The 16,900-nt window shown below is 71.6% G+C and carries 17 protein-coding genes and 1 riboswitch; of the genes, 11 read left to right on the top strand and 6 right to left on the bottom strand.

Going from position 1 to position 16,900, the window contains the following annotated elements:
• Window positions 1–14: 14 nt before the first annotated feature.
• From EV671_RS07645 to EV671_RS07630, 4 genes are read left to right on the top strand one after another with little or no spacing between them, the layout of a single operon-like run.
• Entirely contained in the window at window positions 15–1,112 is a 1,098-nt protein-coding gene (locus EV671_RS07645; RefSeq protein WP_132570701.1) for a sensor histidine kinase, read from the top strand.
• Window positions 1,109–2,164: a histidine kinase gene (locus EV671_RS07640; RefSeq protein WP_132570700.1), complete on the top strand. Its 1,056-nt coding sequence runs from the start codon at window positions 1,109–1,111 to the stop codon at window positions 2,162–2,164. Before EV671_RS07645 ends, EV671_RS07640 begins: the two co-directional genes overlap by 4 nt.
• On the top strand, window positions 2,161–2,937 hold the full coding sequence (locus tag EV671_RS07635; RefSeq protein ID WP_341540501.1) for a LytR/AlgR family response regulator transcription factor: 777 nt from the start codon (window positions 2,161–2,163) through the stop codon (window positions 2,935–2,937). The genes EV671_RS07640 and EV671_RS07635 overlap by 4 nt, the downstream gene beginning before the upstream one ends.
• A 46-nt stretch (window positions 2,938–2,983) precedes the next feature.
• Window positions 2,984–4,030 (top strand): alpha/beta hydrolase, encoded by a 1,047-nt coding sequence (locus EV671_RS07630; RefSeq protein WP_132570698.1) that lies wholly within the window; start codon window positions 2,984–2,986, stop codon window positions 4,028–4,030.
• Between the two features lie 184 nt (window positions 4,031–4,214).
• Here the strand turns inward: EV671_RS07630 and EV671_RS07625 are convergent, their stop codons facing one another.
• Together EV671_RS07625 and EV671_RS07620 are read right to left on the bottom strand one after the other, a co-directional pair.
• Window positions 4,215–5,195: a GlcNAc-transferase family protein gene (locus tag EV671_RS07625; RefSeq protein WP_132570697.1), complete on the bottom strand. Its 981-nt coding sequence runs from the start codon at window positions 5,193–5,195 to the stop codon at window positions 4,215–4,217.
• Window positions 5,192–5,851 carry a class I SAM-dependent methyltransferase gene (locus tag EV671_RS07620; RefSeq protein WP_132570696.1) on the bottom strand — a complete coding sequence of 220 codons (660 nt, stop codon included), beginning with the start codon at window positions 5,849–5,851 and terminating at the stop codon, window positions 5,192–5,194. Before EV671_RS07620 ends, EV671_RS07625 begins: the two co-directional genes overlap by 4 nt.
• 147 nt (window positions 5,852–5,998) lie before the next feature.
• Here EV671_RS07620 and EV671_RS07615 point away from each other — a divergent pair, with 147 nt between their 5' ends.
• The 4 genes from EV671_RS07615 (at window position 5,999) to EV671_RS07600 (ending at window position 10,206) form a co-directional block, all read left to right on the top strand.
• A complete protein-coding gene (locus EV671_RS07615; RefSeq protein WP_132570695.1) occupies window positions 5,999–6,370 on the top strand; it encodes a hypothetical protein in 372 nt (123 codons plus the stop codon).
• Window positions 6,371–6,471: 101 nt separating this feature from the next.
• Window positions 6,472–7,059 (top strand): NAD(P)H-dependent oxidoreductase, encoded by a 588-nt coding sequence (locus tag EV671_RS07610; RefSeq protein WP_132570694.1) that lies wholly within the window; start codon window positions 6,472–6,474, stop codon window positions 7,057–7,059.
• Between the two features lie 92 nt (window positions 7,060–7,151).
• A complete protein-coding gene (locus EV671_RS07605; protein WP_132570693.1) occupies window positions 7,152–7,919 on the top strand; it encodes a hypothetical protein in 768 nt (255 codons plus the stop codon).
• A 70-nt stretch (window positions 7,920–7,989) separates the two neighbouring features.
• Window positions 7,990–10,206: a molybdopterin-dependent oxidoreductase gene (locus tag EV671_RS07600; protein WP_132570692.1), complete on the top strand. Its 2,217-nt coding sequence runs from the start codon at window positions 7,990–7,992 to the stop codon at window positions 10,204–10,206.
• Between the two features lie 98 nt (window positions 10,207–10,304).
• Window positions 10,305–10,391: riboswitch (cyclic di-GMP riboswitch) on the top strand.
• Window positions 10,392–10,665: 274 nt separating this feature from the next.
• Here EV671_RS07600 and EV671_RS07595 read toward each other — a convergent pair.
• From EV671_RS07595 to EV671_RS27280, 3 genes are all read right to left on the bottom strand, one after another.
• Window positions 10,666–11,955: an ATP-binding protein gene (locus tag EV671_RS07595; protein ID WP_132570691.1), complete on the bottom strand. Its 1,290-nt coding sequence runs from the start codon at window positions 11,953–11,955 to the stop codon at window positions 10,666–10,668.
• The gene (locus tag EV671_RS27285) at window positions 11,952–12,260 is read right to left on the bottom strand and encodes a winged helix-turn-helix domain-containing protein (RefSeq protein ID WP_243655628.1); all 309 of its coding nucleotides are present in this window, start codon (window positions 12,258–12,260) and stop codon (window positions 11,952–11,954) included. The genes EV671_RS07595 and EV671_RS27285 overlap by 4 nt, the downstream gene beginning before the upstream one ends.
• Window positions 12,261–12,365: 105 nt before the next feature.
• A complete protein-coding gene (locus EV671_RS27280; RefSeq protein ID WP_243655627.1) occupies window positions 12,366–12,524 on the bottom strand; it encodes a response regulator in 159 nt (52 codons plus the stop codon).
• Between the two features lie 169 nt (window positions 12,525–12,693).
• Between EV671_RS27280 and EV671_RS07585 the strand changes: the two genes are divergently transcribed.
• On the top strand, window positions 12,694–13,680 hold the full coding sequence (locus tag EV671_RS07585; RefSeq protein ID WP_132570690.1) for a serine hydrolase domain-containing protein: 987 nt from the start codon (window positions 12,694–12,696) through the stop codon (window positions 13,678–13,680).
• 9 nt (window positions 13,681–13,689) lie between these two features.
• Here the strand turns inward: EV671_RS07585 and EV671_RS07580 are convergent, their stop codons facing one another.
• Window positions 13,690–14,040, bottom strand: a complete 351-nt coding sequence (locus EV671_RS07580; RefSeq protein WP_132570689.1) for a hypothetical protein — start codon at window positions 14,038–14,040, stop codon at window positions 13,690–13,692.
• A gap of 394 nt (window positions 14,041–14,434) precedes the next feature.
• Between EV671_RS07580 and EV671_RS07575 the strand changes: the two genes are divergently transcribed.
• Together EV671_RS07575 and EV671_RS07570 are read left to right on the top strand one after the other, a co-directional pair.
• Window positions 14,435–15,745, top strand: coding sequence for a hypothetical protein (locus tag EV671_RS07575; protein WP_132570688.1), 1,311 nt, complete (start codon window positions 14,435–14,437; stop codon window positions 15,743–15,745).
• Between the two features lie 177 nt (window positions 15,746–15,922).
• Window positions 15,923–16,885: a hypothetical protein gene (locus EV671_RS07570; RefSeq protein WP_207911106.1), complete on the top strand. Its 963-nt coding sequence runs from the start codon at window positions 15,923–15,925 to the stop codon at window positions 16,883–16,885.
• Window positions 16,886–16,900: the final 15 nt, after the last annotated feature.

The raw sequence follows: 16,900 nt of genomic DNA, 5'->3' as shown, positions 1-16,900 counted from the left end.
GGACAATGCCGGCAATGGAGGACACGACCCCACTGCAGGCCTTTCGCCGCGTGTGCAATCTGCGCATGCTGGCGGGCGTCTACTACTTCTGCCTGCTCTATGCCATCTCGCGCGCGCTGAGCTGGTACGGCGAGGGCGACGGCGGCCTCGCCGACGCCCTCTTCGACCTGATCCGCTTCAGCCGCCAATGCCTGCTGACGGGCCTGTCGCTGCTCGTCATGGTGGCCCTGGCCGAGGCCTTGCTGGCCGGGCGGCGCTGGAAGCTGCCCGCCGCGCTGACGGTGCAGGCCCTGGCCGTCGGCTTGGGCGCGGCGCTCGGCACCCTGCTGCGCTACGTGGTCGCATCCCTGGACGACCCCAGCAACAAGCTGATGCCCGGCTGGGTCATCTCCACCATCGCGCTGTGGGCCCTGCTCGGCGGCATGGCCTATGCGTTGCTGCTCGTCAGCCGCGCCCAGCGCGAGGGCCGTGACGAGCTGGCCCGGCTGTTCCGCGAGCGCGAGGCGCTCAAGACCCAGCAGACCGAGGCCCAGCTGTCGGCGCTGAACGCCCAGATCGAGCCGCATTTCCTGTTCAACACGCTGGCCAACGTCAAGCGCCTGTACGAGACCCAGCCCGAGCGCGGTCGCGACATGCTGGTGGCCCTGATCGCCTACCTGCGCGCCGCCCTGCCCGGCATGCGGCGCCACGAGTCCACGCTGGCCGACGAGCTGGACCTGGTGCGCCACTACCTCGCCATCCTGCAGATGCGCATGGGCGAGCGCCTGTCCTTCGGCATCGCCGTGCCGCCCGAGCTGCTGGGCGCCCGCCTGCCGACGCTGGTGCTGCCGACCCTGGTCGAGAACGCCATCAAGCATGGCCTGTCGCCGCTGCCCGGGGGCGGGCGCATCGAGATCCGGGCCGGCCATGGGGCGGACGGCAGCCTCACCGTCGAGGTGAGCGACAACGGCCAGGGCTTCGGCACGGCCAGCGGCGGCGCCGGCGTGGGCCTGGCCAACACCCGGGCGCGGCTGGCGGCCCGCTTCGGCGACACGGCCGCGCTGGAGCTCGAGGCCGTCCAGCCGCATGGTGTCGTGGCCCGCGTGCGCCTGCCGGCGGAGGCGCTGGCATGAAGGTCCTGCGCCATGTGCTGCACTCCTGGCGCTCGCTGCGGCCGAGCGAAGCCCTGGTCTTCGTCAGCGCGGCCCTGCTGTTCGCCGCAATAGACCTGACTTCGCTGCTGGAGCTGCACGTCGGCGACCAGCTGCCCCTGCTGTTGGCCCGCCATCTGAGCCTGCCCCTGGTCAGCTGCGCTGTGCTGCTGCTGTGCTGGCTGCCGGCGACGCGCAGCAGCCCGGTCCACCCGCGGCGGCGGCGGCGCCTCGTGGCGGCCACGCTGGTCGGCTCGGCACTGGCCATGGGCGTCATCTACCCGCTGGCCGCCGCCCTGCCCTGGCCGTCGCTGTGCGACATCTATGCCCAGGCGCACGGCAAGCCCAGGTGCGCGGCGTTCCGCATGACTGCCGTCATCGGCGACACGCTGTGGATCTTCATGCCGGCGCTGATGATCGTCGGCGTGCTCGAGTTCCGCGGCCTGCGGCGCCGCCAGGAGCAGGCCGCCCAGGACCTGCTGCGCGAGCATGCCCAGCTGCGCCGCCATGCGCTGGCGGCGCGCCTGGCCGCGCTGCAGGCCCAGGTCGACCCGGCCCTGCTGTTCGATGCGCTGGTCGCCGTCGAACAGGCCTATGCCCGCCAGGACCCCGGCGCCAGTGCGCGGCTGGAGCGGCTGATCCGCCACCTGCGCGTGGCCCTGCCGCGGCTGCGCGATGCCGGCGCCACGCTGGGCGGCGAGGCCGAGCTGATCGCCAGCTACCTCGACCTGCTGCGCGACCTGAACGGCCAGCCTCCCATGTTCGACTGCGAGCTCGGCCCGCGTGGCGCCACGCCGCTGCCGCCCATGCTGCTGCTGCCGCTGGTGCAGCGCGCGCTGCGCCTGGGTCGGCCCGGGCGCTGCTGGCTGAAGGCGGGCGCCGGTGTCACGCTGGGCTTCGACCAGGACGGCCTGTGCAGCGACGATGCCGACCTTGCCTCGCTGCGCGAGCGCCTGGACGTGCTGGGTGCCAGGCTGGCCTGCACCAGCGGCCACGGCCGCACGGAATTCACGCTGGAACTGGCCCTCGCATGAGCATGAGCCTGATCGCCCCCACCGCCGTCGTCGCCGAGGACGAAGCCGCGCTGCGCGGCGAACTGGTCGAGCAGCTGGACAGGCTCTGGCCCGAGCTCAGCATCGTCGGCGAGGCCGCCGACGGCCTGGAGGCGCTGCGCCTGCTGGACCAGCACCGCCCCGACATCCTCTTCCTCGACATCGAGATGCCCGGCGCCACCGGCATCGATGTGGCCCGCCAGGTGAACGGCCGCGCGCACGTCGTCTTCGTGACCGCCTACGACCAGTACGCCATCGCCGCCTTCGACCAGGGCGCGGTGGACTACCTGCTCAAACCACTGGCCGGCGCGCGGCTCTTCACCGCCATCTCGCGGCTGAAGGCGCGGCTCGGCCAGGCGCCGGTGCAGCTCGGCGGCGTGCTGGAGCAGCTCGGCGCCCGCCCGGCGGCCGCGCCATCGGCCACGCGCGCGCCGCTGCGCTGGATCAACGCGTCGGTGGGCCAGACGCTGCGCCTCATCACCGTCGACGAGGTCATGTTCTTCCAGAGCGACAACAAGTACACGCGGCTGGCGCTGAAGGACGGCGAGGCGCTGATCCGCAAGCCGCTGAAGGAGCTCATCGACGAGCTCGACCCGCAGCAGTTCTGGCAGATCCACCGCTCCACCCTCGTCAACGTGAACGCCATCGCCAGCGTCAGCCGCGACTTCCGCGGCCGCATGCAGATCAAGCTCAAGCACGGCAGCGAGATGCTGCTGGTGGCGGAGAGCTGCGCCCATCTGTTCAGGCAGATGTAGCGCGCGCCCCGCGCGGCGGGGCCACGCCTGCGCGCATGATGCCGGCATGCCCTCCGCCAGCAAGCTCCGCGGCGCCAGCCGCCTCGCCATCGACGCCACCACCGGCATCACCGACCTCGTCGAGGCCATGCATGCCCAGATCGGCCGCGTGCCGCTGAGCGGCCTCGTCTACGGCAGCGTGCGCGGCGTGACGCGACTGGTGGGCGGCGGGCTGGACCTGTCGCTGGCCGCGCTGGCGCCCTTGCTGGACCGGGCCGAGTCGACGCGGTCCGACGCGCTGGTCGCCGCGCTGAACGGCCTTCTGGGTGACTACCTGGAGGCCAGCGCCAACCCGCTGGCCACGGCCATGGGCCTGCACCCGCTGGTGGCCGGCGCTAGCGGCCCGCCGCTGGTGCTGCTGCACGGCCTGTGCATGAACGAGGCGCAGTGGCGGCGCGATGGCGCCGACTTCCCCGGCGCGCTCGCGGCCCTGGGCTACCGGCCGCTGGGCCTGCGCTACAACAGCGGCCGCGCGATCTGGCGCAACGGTGCGGAGCTTGCCGCGCTGCTGGAAGAGCTGCCGGGCCCGATCACGCTGCTCGGCCACAGCATGGGCGGCCTGGTCGCGCGCAGCGCCATCGCCCAGGCCGGGCGCGGGCGCTGGCCACGGCGGCTGGCCCGCCTCGTCACGCTGGGCACGCCCCATCTGGGCGCGCCGCTGGAGCGCGGCGGCCAGCAGCTGCAGCAGTTGCTGGCCGTCAGCCCCTATTCGCGCCCGCTGGCGGCGCTGGCGGCGCGGCGCAGCGCCGGCATCCGCGACCTGCGCCACGCCAGCCTGCTCGAAGCCGACGCCGACCGCGCCAGCCGCATCCCACTGCCAGCCGGCGTGGCCTGCTACGCGGTCGCGGCCACCACGGCCGGCAAACCCACGGGGTCTCCGGCCCGCTGGCTGGGCGACGGCCTCGTGCCCGTGGCCAGCGCGCTCGGCCAGCACCGCGAGGCGGCGCGCCGGCTGGCCTTCACGGACACCGCCCTCTTCACCGGCCTCGGCCACCTCGCGCTGCAGACCGATGCGGCGGTGCTGCAGCGGCTGCAGGGCTGGCTGCGATCCTGAGGCTCGTCACATCCCGGCGTCGGTCCGGGCCCATGCCTGTCGCCTTGCAGCGCGCCAGGCCTTCGCCAGGCGTCGGACAGCACGCAGGTGCTGTCCTCGGTCCGGGCTCATGCCTGTCGCCTTGCAGGGCGCCAGGCCTTCGCCAGGCGTCGGACAGCACGCAGGTGCTGTCCTCGGTCCGGGCTCAGTACCCGTACCGTGACTTGAAGGCGTGGGGGGCGAGTGCCCGCGCACCGTAGTCGATGCCGCTGAAGGTCGCGTAGTCCGCCAGGCTGCGCGCCGTGCCCAGGCCGTAGATGCCCAGGTCGGCCCCATCCCACAGCAGCGCCGCCATGCGGCGGTTGGCGGCTTCGGACAACGCCGCCGAGCGCACCAGGCGCTGCGCATCCAGCTCGGGCGCCCAGTGCATGGGCCTTGCGGTGTCCTCGGACACGTACTGGTGGTAGATCGGCATGCCGGGGATGTGGAACAGGTCCCAGCCCCGCGTCCAGGCCCGCAGCGCAAAGGCCTGCTCCTCGCCATGAAAGTACAGGAAGGGGTCGTAGGGCAGTTCGTTGACCAGCCGCCCCGGGCCGAAGAAGCAGCCCGCGCCCACATGCATCGCCGGCAGCGGGTTCTGGCCCGCCACCGGCACGGCCTCGAACATCAGCACCGGATGGTCCGCACCGAACTGCTGGCCGTTGCGCACCACGAAGGCCAGCAGCTCCGCCCCCACGACCTGCGCCACCGGCTCGCCACCGCGCATCGTGAAGGGATTGGGATAGGTGGAGATCAGGCTGCGCGGGTTCTGCACCGCGCAGCGCCGGCCCCAGCACACCAGGCGCTCGTCCCAGCCGGGCTCGAACCACATGTGCGAGTCGACCTGCAGGAACCAGTCCTCGCCCTGGTGCAGCGACATCGCCAGCGCCCGCGCCCAGCAGGGGCCGCGTGCCTCCAGGGGATGCAGCTGGACCCGCCGCAGCTGCGCCTGCCAGGCCTCGGGCAGCCGGACGCAGGCCTCGGGCCACTGCTGCTCCACCAGGCCGATGCTGACGCGCTCCGGCCGGCTGGCCTGCGTCAGCGCGCTCGTGATGGTGAAGGCCAGCATCGGGTCGCAATAGGCCGCGATGCTGATGAAGATGCGGTCCGGCCCATCGACGGGCTGCGGCATGGAGGCCTGCCTCATGCCGGTCGGTAGGCCGTCTCGCGCGGCTGCTCCACCAGCCGCAACCGCGCCGGCCGCACGAAGCTGGCCGGGGCGTGGAAGTCGTGCACCGGCAACTGGGCGGCATTCACCCTCTGCACCAGTTCCGCCAGCGGCACCGGCGCCGGCAGATAGCCACGCAGCAAGAAGATGGACGTCGCCCGGCAGTTGTCGAAAGCCCAGAGGTCGTGCCAGTGCAGGTCGCGCTCGCTCCACACCGACACATGGGTCTCGCCTTCCACGCCGCCCACAGCGCCCTGCACGATGAACTCCGGCGCCACGACCAGCGTGTACGCCGCGCGGTAGGCCAGCGCATTCAACAGGTCGAGGCCGACGCTCTTGGGCATGTGCTCGATGCAATCGCCAAGGATGGCAAGGTCGAATCTCGCCTCGGGGTTGGCAGCCATCCAGTCGTGGGCGGTAAGTGGCTGCACCTCGTCATACAGCCCGGCCAGGCCAAAGCGCTCCGCATAGCTCGCCTCGGGCTCCACGGCGACGATATGGCAACCCGGTGCTGCAGCACGCAGCATCCGGCCGTACTTGCCGGCGCCAGCTCCGAAGTCGATGGCCCGCTGCGGACCGAGCCAACCGATGAGGTGGTGCGCGAAGGAATCGAAGACGACGAAGGAGCCGGGCATGGACCGCGGTCGAAAAAGCTGTGTGCGACGCCCGCAGTGTGCAGAGCCTCCATGTCGCCACGATGGCAGCTCGCCGTCGCCTCTGCGACTTCAACTCACCAGCCCTCCCCCCGATAAGCTGCCGGCCAATTTCCCCAAGGAGACACCATGCCGACCAGCCACTACCGCATCTGCCCGCTGTGCGAGGCTTGTTGTGGCCTGGAGGTGAAGACCGAGGGCGCCCGCGTCGTCGCCATCCGCGGCGCGGAGAACGATGCCTTCAGCCACGGCTACCTCTGCCCCAAGGGCGTGTCGCTGAAAGATCTGCACGAGGACCCCGACCGCCTGCGCATGCCGCTGACCGGCGCTCTCCTATGCACGATGCAGGCGTCCCAGACGTTGATGTTGGTATTCCAGACCGGTGCCTTGCGGCGCGCGTCGATGTACCGGAGCAGGCGCTGCAGAGTCGCGTCGGAAAGGGCACCGCGCCCGTGGATGACGGCCATGGCAGGGGCGGCAGTGACGGAGCGGCGAGCCTAGCCACGCAGGATGCCGCGGGTGTGACAGGCGCAGGCTTGATGGGCATCAAGGCCGCTGCAGGCCGCCACGGCCAAGATCGGCCGGCACCGAGGAGCCCCGCCATGCCCGACCGTATCGCCCTGATCCAGGCCCACCCCGACCCGGCCGGCGGCCATCTCTGCCACGCGCTGGCCCAGGCCTATGCCGACGGCGCCCGCAAGGCCGGTCGCGAGGTGCAGTGGATCGACGTGGCCCGGCTCGACTTCCCGCTGCTGCGCACCCAGCAGGACTGGGCCGAGGGCAGCGTCCCCGCCACGCTGCGCCCGGCCCAGGACGTGATCCGCTGGGCCGATCACCTCGTCATCTTCTTCCCGCTGTGGCTGGGCGACATGCCGGCCCTGCTGAAGGCCTTTCTCGAGCAGATCGCGCGGCGCGGCTTCGCCTTCGAGCCTGAGCCCGGCAACCCGCTGGGCCGCAAGCTGCTGACCGGCCGCTCGGCCCGCGTCGTCGTCACGATGGGCATGCCCGCCATGGTCTACCGCTGGTACTTCCGCGCCCACAGCGTGAAGGCGCTGGAGCGCAACATCCTGGGCTTCGTCGGCATCGGCCCCATCAACGAGCTGCTGATCGGCGGCGTCGAGGGCCTGGGCGACAGCGGCGTGCGGCGCTGGCTGGGCAGGCTGCGCGAGCTGGGCATGCAAGGGCAATGACCTCGGGGCCAGGCGCAGGAAAGTTGCGCTACGCTCGCCGGCGCATGCAAACACGATGCTGCCGGAACACGACCGCACCGGGCCTGGCAGCCTTGGGACTGCTGCTGGCCCTGTGCGCGCCGCCGGCCGTCGCCGGCGACTGCCCGGCCCAGCTTCGCATCGGCGTCATCGACTACGAACTGCGCCCGCTGCTGCTGGCCGGCGAGCGCACGGCCACAGCGCAGGGGCTGCTGATCGACTGGGTGCGCCAGGCGGTCTCGCGCAGCGGCTGCGCGCTGGCGCTGAGCTTCGAGCGCATGCCGGTGCGGCGCGGCCGCGTCGAGCTGGAGCGCGGCAACATCGACATCTGGGCCGTCGCGCTGGTCGACGCCGGCCTGTACGAACAGGGGGCGCTGCCGATGCCACGAGGCCTGCCCGACGCCATGCTGGGCTTCTACCGCGCCAGCTACTCGCTCTATGTGCTGGCCGGAGAGACCCGCATCGGCTGGGACGGCGACAAGCTCAGTGGTCCGGCCGATCTCAGCGTCGGCATCGCGCCGGTGCAGGCGCTGGTCGACCTGAGCCGCGACAAGGGCTGGACGGTGGACCGCGCCGTGGACACGCCCAGCGCGCTGGCCAAGCTGCTGTCGGGCCACAACCTGGCGGCCATCCTGCCCGACCTCGCCATCGCGGCCCAGGCGCCCGAGCTGACGCTGAAGCTGCACCGCCTGCCGCCCCCCGTGCTGACCACCTGGTACCACTCACCCGCCAGCAAGCCCTTCGCGGCCCGCCACCCCGCCTTCATTCGCAGCTACTGGCTGGAGTTGTGCCGCATCGGCCGCGCCGAGCAGCGCGAGACCCTGCCCTGCCGGGAGCCCTGAGCCTGTCACCCAGGTGCCGCCCGGGGCTTGGATGGCGCCCCACAATCGGCGCCATCCAACGGAGACGAGCATGGCCCGAAGTCATTACCGCATCTGCCCCCTGTGCGAGGCCTGTTGTGGCCTGGAGGTGAAGACCGAGCGCGCCCGCGTCATCGCCATCCGCGGCGCGGAGAGCGACGTCTTCAGCCACGGCTACCTCTGCCCCAAGGGTGTGTCCCTGAAGGACCTGCACGAGGACCCCGACCGCCTGCGCACGCCGCTGATCAAGCACGATGGCGTGTTCGTCGAGGCGAGCTGGGAGGAGGCCTTCGCCGAGATCGAGCGCCGACTGCTGCCGATCCACCGCGAGCGGGGCGCGGACGCGGTGGCCCTCACCATCGGCAACCCGGCCGCGCACAAGGTCAGCCTGCTGGCCTACACACCGCGCCTGGTGCGGGCCCTGGGCACGCGCAACGTCTACAGCGCCTCGACGCTGGACCAGATGCCCAAGCAGCTCAGCGCCGGCCTGATGTTCGGCCACTGGCTCAGCATCCCGCTGCCCGACATCGAGCGCTGCGACTATCTGCTCATCCTCGGCGGCAACCCGATGATCAGCAACGGCAGCTTGTGGACCGTGCCCGACTACCGCGGCAAGGCCAAGGCCATGCGCGCGCGCGGCGGGCGCATCGTCGTCGTCGACCCGCGCCGCAGCGAGACGGCCGCGGCGGCCGACGAGCACCTTGCCATCCGCCCCGGCGGCGACGCGCTGCTGCTGGCCGGCATCGCGCACACGCTGTTCGCCGAAGGCCTCGTGAAGCTCGGCCGCCTGGCCGACCACGTCAACGGCATCGAAGCAGCCCGCGCCGCCGTGCAGCCCTTCGCGCCCGAGGTCACGGCCGCCGGCTGCGGCATCCCGGCCGAGACGCAGCGCCGTATCGCCCGCGAGCTGGCCGCTGCACCGCGCGCCGCCGTCTACGGCCGCATCGGCACCTGCACGACGCGCTTCGGCACGGTGAACTCCTGGCTCGTCGACCTCATCAACGTGCTGACCGGCAACCTCGACCGCGAGGGCGGCGCGATGTTCGCGAAGGCCGCCGCGTTCGCACCCAACACCCAGGGCAAGCCGGGCAGCGGCAAGGGCATCGCCACCGGCCGGCGCAGCAGCCGCGTGTCCGGCGCGCCCGAGGTCTTCGGCGAACTGCCCATCACCGTGATGGCCGAGGAGATCGAGACAGCGGGCGAAGGCCAGGTCAGGGCCCTGATCACCGTGGCCAGCAACCCGGTGCTTTCCGCGCCCGGCGGCCCGCGCATCGCCAAGGCGCTGGAGCAGCTGGACTTCATGCTGAGCCTGGACATCTACATCAACGAAACGACGCGCCATGCCGACGTCATCCTGCCCGGCCTGTCGCCGCTGGAAGACCTGCATTTCGATGTCGCCTTCCCCCAGCTCAGCCACCGCAACCACGCGCGCTTCTCCGGCCCGGTGTTCGACGCCGCCGCCGGCACGCCGCAGGAGTGGCAGACCATCCTCAGGCTCTGTGCCCTGCTCGAAGGCCGCGGCCTGGGGGTCGATGTGCAGCAGCTCGACGACGAGGCCATCGAGGCCGACGTGAAGCGCTTCGCCGGCGAGCAGACGCCGGCCGTGCTGGCCGCGCTGCGGCCCTGGCGCGGCCCCGAGCGCCTCATCGACCTGCAGCTGCGCGTGGGCCCCTACGGCGACCAGTTCGGCCGCAAGCCCGATGGCCTCAACCTCGCCAGGGTCAAGGCCGCCAGCACCGTCGAGGGCGGCGGCGTGGACCTCGGCGCCCTCGTGCCGCGCATTCCCGAGCTGCTGCGCACGCCCAGCGGCCGGATCGAGCTGGCACCGCCGTCCATCCTGGCCGACCTGGCCCGGGTGAAGGCCGGACCGGCGCCGGCCTTCAGCCTCATCGGCCGCCGCGACACGCGCTCGGGCAACAGCTGGATGCACAACCTGCCCGTGCTGGCCAAGGGACCGGAGCGCTGCACGCTGCTCGTCCACCCCGGGGACGCCGAGCGCCTCGGGCTGGCCGAGTTCGCCAAGGTGAAAAGCGCCGTCGGCGAGCTGGTCGCCCGCGTCGAGCGCAGCGCCGACATGAGCCCCGGCGTCGTCAGCCTGCCGCACGGCTGGGGCCATGGCCTGGACGGCGTTTGCTTAAGCGTTGCGCGCGAGCGGCCCGGCGTCAACATGAACGCGCTGCTGGACGACGCCGCGCGCGACCCGCTCTCCGGCAACGCGGTGCTCAGCGGCGTGGCCGTGGAAGTCACACCCGCCTGCGAAGCCGCGTAAAGCCGTCTGCCACGCCCCCACTCCGCGCAGCAGTTCACACGCGGCAAGCCGCCCGCGGTGGCGCCAACCGCGGGTCTTCCCTAGACTGCAATCGTTGATCAACCCGAGTGCATACCCGCTGAAAGGCGGGGACGCAAAGCTTCCGGCCTAAAGCGCAGCAGCGCCACGGCAGGAGGGCCGCCGCCGTCGCGCTGGACGAACCCGACAACGGCTTCGCGCCCCACCGCGCGCTGGCCCGCGCGGACATCCCCACCCGGCGCCTGACGCCGGCAGCAGCGGCATCACGGTCGGCTGGGCCCAGCCGGTGGCCGGCAAGACCACTCTCGTCATTACGCTGAAGGACAACCTCGGCCAGACGACGACGGCCAATGGGGTCGTGACGATCCGCGCGTCCTGAGTCTCACCCTGGCGTGCTGCGCGACGCGCCCCACGAATACCGCTTCGTCGCCGCGTGCTGACTCACCACTGCACCCGCGCGACGAGGCCGCCGCCCTCGCGCGCCAGCAGCTGCAGCCGCGCGCCTTGGGCGCGCGCAATGCGCTCGACGATGGCCAGGCCCAGGCCCGAGCCCGGCTGGCCGCCGCGCGCCGCGTCGCCGCGCCGGAAGGGGCGCTTCAGCTCGTCGACGCGTCCTGGCACGATGCCGGGGCCGCGGTCGCGCACTTCGATCCAGGCCGCGCCGGCAGCCTCGCCGCAGTCCAGCTCGATGGGCGGCGCGCCGTGGTTCTGCGCATTGACGACGAGGTTGAGCACGAGGCGGCGCAGCGCCTGCGGCCGGGCGCGCCACCACACGGCGGGGCCGCCGGCCCGCAGGGGCTGGGGCAGGCCCGGGGCCAGCGCCACGGTCTCGGCCAGGAACTCGCGCAGCTCGACTTCCACCGCCGGCAGCTCCTGCTCCGCCGGATGCGAGGCGCGCGCGTAGTCGAGGAACTGGGTCAGCAGCCCGTCCAGGCCGTGCAGGCTGCGGTCCAGCGTGTCGAGCAGGGCCTTGTCGCCCTGCCCCGCATCGCGCAGCATCTCGCTGGCGAGGCGGATCTTGGCCAACGGCGTGCGCAGGTCGTGGGACAGGCCGGCCAGCATCAAGAGGCGCTCCTCCTCGTCGCGGGCCAGGGCCTCAGCCATGTCGTTGAAGCCGCGCGCCAGCGCCGCGGTCTCGGCCGGGCCGTCGGTGGGCAGGGCCAGCCGGCGCTGGCCGGCGCCCACGGCCTGGGCCGCACCGACCAGGCGTTCCAACGGCCGGTTGATGCGGCGCTGGATCAGCCAGGCGCCGAGCAGGGCCAGCGCGGCGCTGACGCCGCTGGCGATCAGCCAGGTGCGCGCGAAGCGGCGGGCCGGCTGCACCGAGGGCACGTCCAGCCAGTAGGGCAGGTCGGGCAGGCGCACCGCGATCAGGCCGCCGGCCTCGCGCTGCCAGGCCAGCTCGGTGGGCGCGAGGCCGAGGTCGGCGGCCAGCTCGTCGATGAAAGCACGCTCCATCAGCGAGGGCCGTTCGGGCATGGCTTCCGGCTGGCCGGAGCCGGCCCGCGCATTGAAACGGGCCGCGAAGCTGGCGCGCTGCGCCTCGGGCAGCAGGCGCAGGCCCTCGGCCACCGCCTGCAGGCTGCGCGCAGTGGCCTCGGCCGACTGCTCCAGCCGCGGCTTGGCGATGAGCTCGCGGTAGGCCAGCGCGTTGACGACCTGGCCGCCGACGACGAGGGCCGCGATGAGCAGCAGATTGCGCGCGAACAGCGTGGACGGGATCAGCCTCATCTCGCGCCGGGCTCCGGAATGAAGACATAGCCCAGGCCCCAGACCGTCTGGATGTGGCGCGGCGTGCCGGGGTCGACCTCGATGAGACGGCGCAGGCGCATGACCTGCACGTCCAGGCTGCGGTCGCTGACACCATGCTCGTCGCCATGGGCCAGCGCCAGCAGCTTCTCGCGGCCCAGCGGCCGGTTGGGCTGGCTGGCCAGCGCGCGCAGCAGCTTGAACTCGACGGTGCTGATCTCCACCGCCGCGCCGTCGCGCTCCAGCCGCCACTGCACGGGGTAGAGCGTGAACGCGCCGAAGCGCACCGCCGCCTCGCTGGCCGGCCCCAGGTGGGCGCCGAGCTGCTGCTGGCGCCTCGCCCTGGGCGCGCAGGCGGCGGCACAGCGCCAGGCCGTCCTCGCCGGGCATCATCAGTCCAGCACCAGCACGTCGAAGCGCTCGCGCGCCAGCAGCTGGGCGGCGGCCGCCGCATCGGGCACGGCGCGCACCGCGTGGCCCTGCTCGGTCAGATAGCGCTGCAGCAGGCCGCGCAGCTCGGCCTCGTCATCGGCGATCAGGATGCGGCTCATGCCGGCATGTTAGGGACGCCCCTGCACATCGCGCCGTTGGAAAACAATGACAAACCGTTGCAAGCGCGGCCGGCGCGTCAGGGCCTGCAAGCACTGCAACGGCCGTGGCAACCTCTGCTGCGTCGCGGCTGGGCAGCATGGGTCCACCCTCACAACCCCGGAGACCTTCATGCGCCTCACCGCCCTTGCCCTGCTGATCGCCGCCGCCCCGCTCGCCGCCCACGCCGAGCCGACGCCGCAGCAGCGCGCCACCGCCGCGCGGCTCACGGCCGAGAAGTCGGCCGCCTGCGTGGCGGCCCAGCCCTTCTACTGGGAGGTCGGCAACGCCAGCCAGCCGCTCACCGGCGGCAAGGCCGGCGACGGCGCGCCCGAGCGCGGCACCGAGATGGCCATCGCCTCGGCGTCGAAGTGGATCTACGCCGGCTTCGTCGCCGAGCGCCGCCAGGGCCAGCTGACAGCCGAGGACGTGAAGTTCCTGCACTTCAAGTCCGGCTACACCTATTTCCACGTCTGCCGGCCCAGCCAGAGCGTGGCGGCCTGCCAGGACAGCCTCATCAACGGCCGCGGCCGCCAGAACCCGGCCACCGAGGGCCGCTTCGACTACAACGGCGGCCACATGCAGAAGCATGCGGTGCTGATGGGCCTGGGCGCCTTCGGCCCCGATGGCCTGGCCCTGGCCGTGCGGCAGACGCTCGCGCCCGCGCTGGGCGGCGACTGGCGCTTCGACTACAGCCAGGCCCAGCCGGCCGGCGGCGGCAGGAGCTCGGCGGCCGACTACGGCCGCTTCCTGCGCGCGGCCATGGGCGAGCAGCTGCAGATCGGCCGCCTGCTCGGCCAGCATGCGGTCTGCACCAACCCGCAGCCCTGTCCGCGCGAGGCCGTGAAGACGCCCATCCCCGAAACCGAGAGCTGGCACTACAGCATCGGCCACTGGGTAGAGGACGACCCGCAGGTCGGCGACGGCGCCTTCAGCAGCCCCGGCGCCTTCGGCTTCTACCCGTGGATCAGCGCCGACAAGCGCTTCTACGGCATCGTCGCGCGCGAGCAGCGCCACGGCGTGATGAGCGGCGACCCCAGCGACAAGCCGGCGATCGCCTCGGTGGACTGCGGGCGCGGCATCCGCGCCGCCTGGATGGACGGCAGGCCGCGCCCCTGACGCTATGGTTTAACGCAGGCGATCCGTCTCCAGCGCGACGCGGTCGACGCTGCCGTCGCCGCTGCGGAACAGGCGCAGGCGGCGCATGCCGTCGGGGCTGACGAGCAGCTCGGCGCCCTCGGCACGCCAGGTTTCCATCGGGCTCTCGTCGACGCTGACGCCCAGGCGATGCACGCCGACATGGACCCTCAGCGTGCGACCGTCGTCCAGCACATATTCGCCCTGGGCGCTGCGCAGCATGAGGCGCTCGGCGCCGACGGGCACGGTGGGTTCCTGGGCACTCGCGGGCGCGGTGAGCGTCAGGCTTGCGAGCAGGGCGGCCGACAGGGTGAGGGGTCGCAGATAGGTCCAGGTCTTCATGGTGGGGTACTCCTTGGGTGCTCCGAGGCCGGTCGCCTCGGCAACTGCACTGGTGCAAACCCCATGCCAGCCCCGAACGCCGCCATCGCCCGGCCATCTGCCCCGTCGGCGGGCACAAAGGGCGCAAGCGTGCGCCGGGCTTGGGCGGCGCGCCTCTTCGTGGCGCTGTGGGCAGAGCGTCGCGCGGCATGGGCGGTTCGCCGTCAATTCTGGGTTTGCCCGCCCCCTGACCCGGGTGACTCGGGTCAAGGGATTCATGCAAGACTGATTTTTCGCCGACGTGTTGGCATGTTGTTCAGCCTTAGCCGACGCGCCGAACGAGTCATTCGTCCTCAGTGCCCGCCGGCTCAGCGCCGCGCAAGTGGACGTCAACTGTTCAATGCAGAGGTGGCCCATGTCCCATAGCAACCTGTTCAGGTTCATCGGAGGCGCTGCAATGCTGGCGGCCCTCCATTTCCCGGCCCATGCCTACTCCGGCGTGGCGGCGATAGAACCGCAGATCGTCGACGACTCGACGTTGAAGCCGCGCAGCGTCGCGGTCGGCGGCGCGACGGTGCTCCCGACGACGCGCACCATCCCGCACTGGTGGGGCTCGATGACCGACCCGACGAACGGTGCCAGCTATGGCTACAACATGGTGGGCGCGAACCCCTACAGCTGTGCCGGCCCGGATTGCACCGTGGTGATCCAGGTCGACATCGTCCCGCTCATCGTCAACATCGGCGGCCTTAGCTTCAGCGGCAGCGACGTGCTGGCGCCGACCCTCGCCTCGCCGGTCTTCCAGGGCAACGACTATGGCGCCACGCTGTTCGCAACCGCGGGTGCCGCCAACCATCCGCGCGGCCCCGGCGGCCTGCTGTCGCAGGGTGACGCCGGGCAGATGCTGCAGCTCCAGGACGCCACGATGCGGGCGCAATTCAATCAGGCCGGCCAGTCGAGCTATCACCTGATCCTGCTGCCCAACGTGCTGCCGGCGGTGACGATCAGCGTTCCCGCCAACCAGGGCACGCTGCGGCAGAGCGGGCGCGGCGTCGTCTTCGCCGATGTCGACATCGGCTGGTGGTCATCGCAGATCAACAACCTGCGCAACCAGGCCGACCCGACACACCTGGCGATGTTCCTGACCGACAACGTGATGCTCTACGACGGCAACAACCCATCCAACTGCTGCGTGATCGGCTACCACGGCACCAAGGCCACCGGCAACGGCGGCGGCAGCACGAACAGCAACGGCAATGCCGAAGTGCAGACCTTCGTCTGGGCCTCGTGGGTGCAGCCGGGCCTGTTCGCACGGCCGAACGGCGGGACCAGCTGGGCGCTGCAAGACATCCATGCCCTCAGCCATGAGATCGCCGAATGGGCCGACGACCCGTTCGTGAACAACGCCGTGCAACCCTGGCTGACACCGACGGCGCCGCAGTACGGCTGCACCACCCTGCTCGAGACCGGCGACCCGGTGGTGGGCATCGGCTTCGCCATGGGCGTCAACACCTATCAGCAGGGCTCGAACCCGAACGGAACGCAGAGCGCCGACGGCTATTACCACCCGGAGGACGAAGTCTTCCTGCCCTGGTTCCTGCGAACCGCGCCGAACACGGTCTCCGAACCGACGCAGTCGGCGAGCGCCAACATCGGCCGCTACACGCTGATGGGCGACCTGAACCCCTTCCCGGGTTTCCGCGCCCCGGCGACCGGCTGCCAGTAGGCCAGGCAGCGCAGCGACGCCCCCCCACGAACCAGGGAAAGGGACGGGGCTCACAGACGGAAGGCGCGGCAGTATGCTGGCCCGACCTGCCCAAACCTCGATGGTCGCCCCTGACCATGCCGGGGATGAGGAATGTCCGGCGCAGGGCGCGCGTCTTCCACCACTTCTGGAGGCCCCATGCTGAGAAAGACATTTCTGGTCACGAGCGTGATCGCCGGTTTCGTGGGCGTTGCCCACGGGGCCGCAACCGAAGCCCAGTACATCAGCCCCTACGACCCCAATGTCGAGGACCTGACGGCCCCCAACCAGCCGCCGATGAAGGGCATCCACTGGTCGCGCGAGATGAGCGGCGCGTTGCAGCACTACCAGCGCGACCTGAAGGCCGCGCGCCGCTCGCCGAACATGAGCTACCACGGCGGCGTCATCATGCAGACGGCCCAGATCCACCCGATCTTCTGGGGCACAAGCTGGCCCGGCTACAGCGGCGACAAGATCACCGGCATCGACTCGTTCTACGCGGGCTTCAGCGCCAGCAACTACAGCAAGACCAGCGACGAGTACACCGACACGAGCGGGCAGGTCGGTGCGGCGACGAGCTCGGCCCCCTCGCGCGTCGATGGGTCGGCAGCTTCCGGCGGCAACAACACCAGCACCATCCTCGCGGAGGTGTGCAAGGCGATCACCAACGGCCTGGTACCGCTGGAGACCTCGGGCAACGGCTACTACCCCGTCTACACCGACGTGCCGCGCGGCAGCGCCGGCTACTGCGCCTGGCACAGCTCCGGCACCTGCGGCGCGCAGCGCGTGGAGTTCGCGTTCTTCTTCAAGCTCGACGGCGATGCCGGCTGCGACCCGTCGGACACGACGACCGGGCATTCGCAGGGCCTGGCCGCGCTGGCCAACGTCAGCGCACACGAGCTGTCCGAGGCGCGCACCGACCCGGCCAGCCCGGGCGCCTGGTACGACGGTTCAGGCCAGGAGAACGGCGACAAGTGCGCCTGGACCTTCAATGTGCCGTCCGTCACCTTCAGCAACGGCAGCCAGTGGAAGCTGCAGGGTGAGTGGTCGAATGCCGCGTTCACGGCGGGGACCGGATACCCGAACTCGTCGGGCCAGAAGGGTTGCCTGGATGGCCATTGACGTATGGCACCCTTG

It is taken from the genome of Roseateles saccharophilus (assembly GCF_004342485.1).
Classification (GTDB): Bacteria; Pseudomonadota; Gammaproteobacteria; order Burkholderiales; family Burkholderiaceae_C; genus Pelomonas; species Pelomonas saccharophila.
The sequence above is the reverse complement of the archived record's forward strand: the minus strand, read 5'-3'. Positions and strand labels throughout refer to the sequence as shown.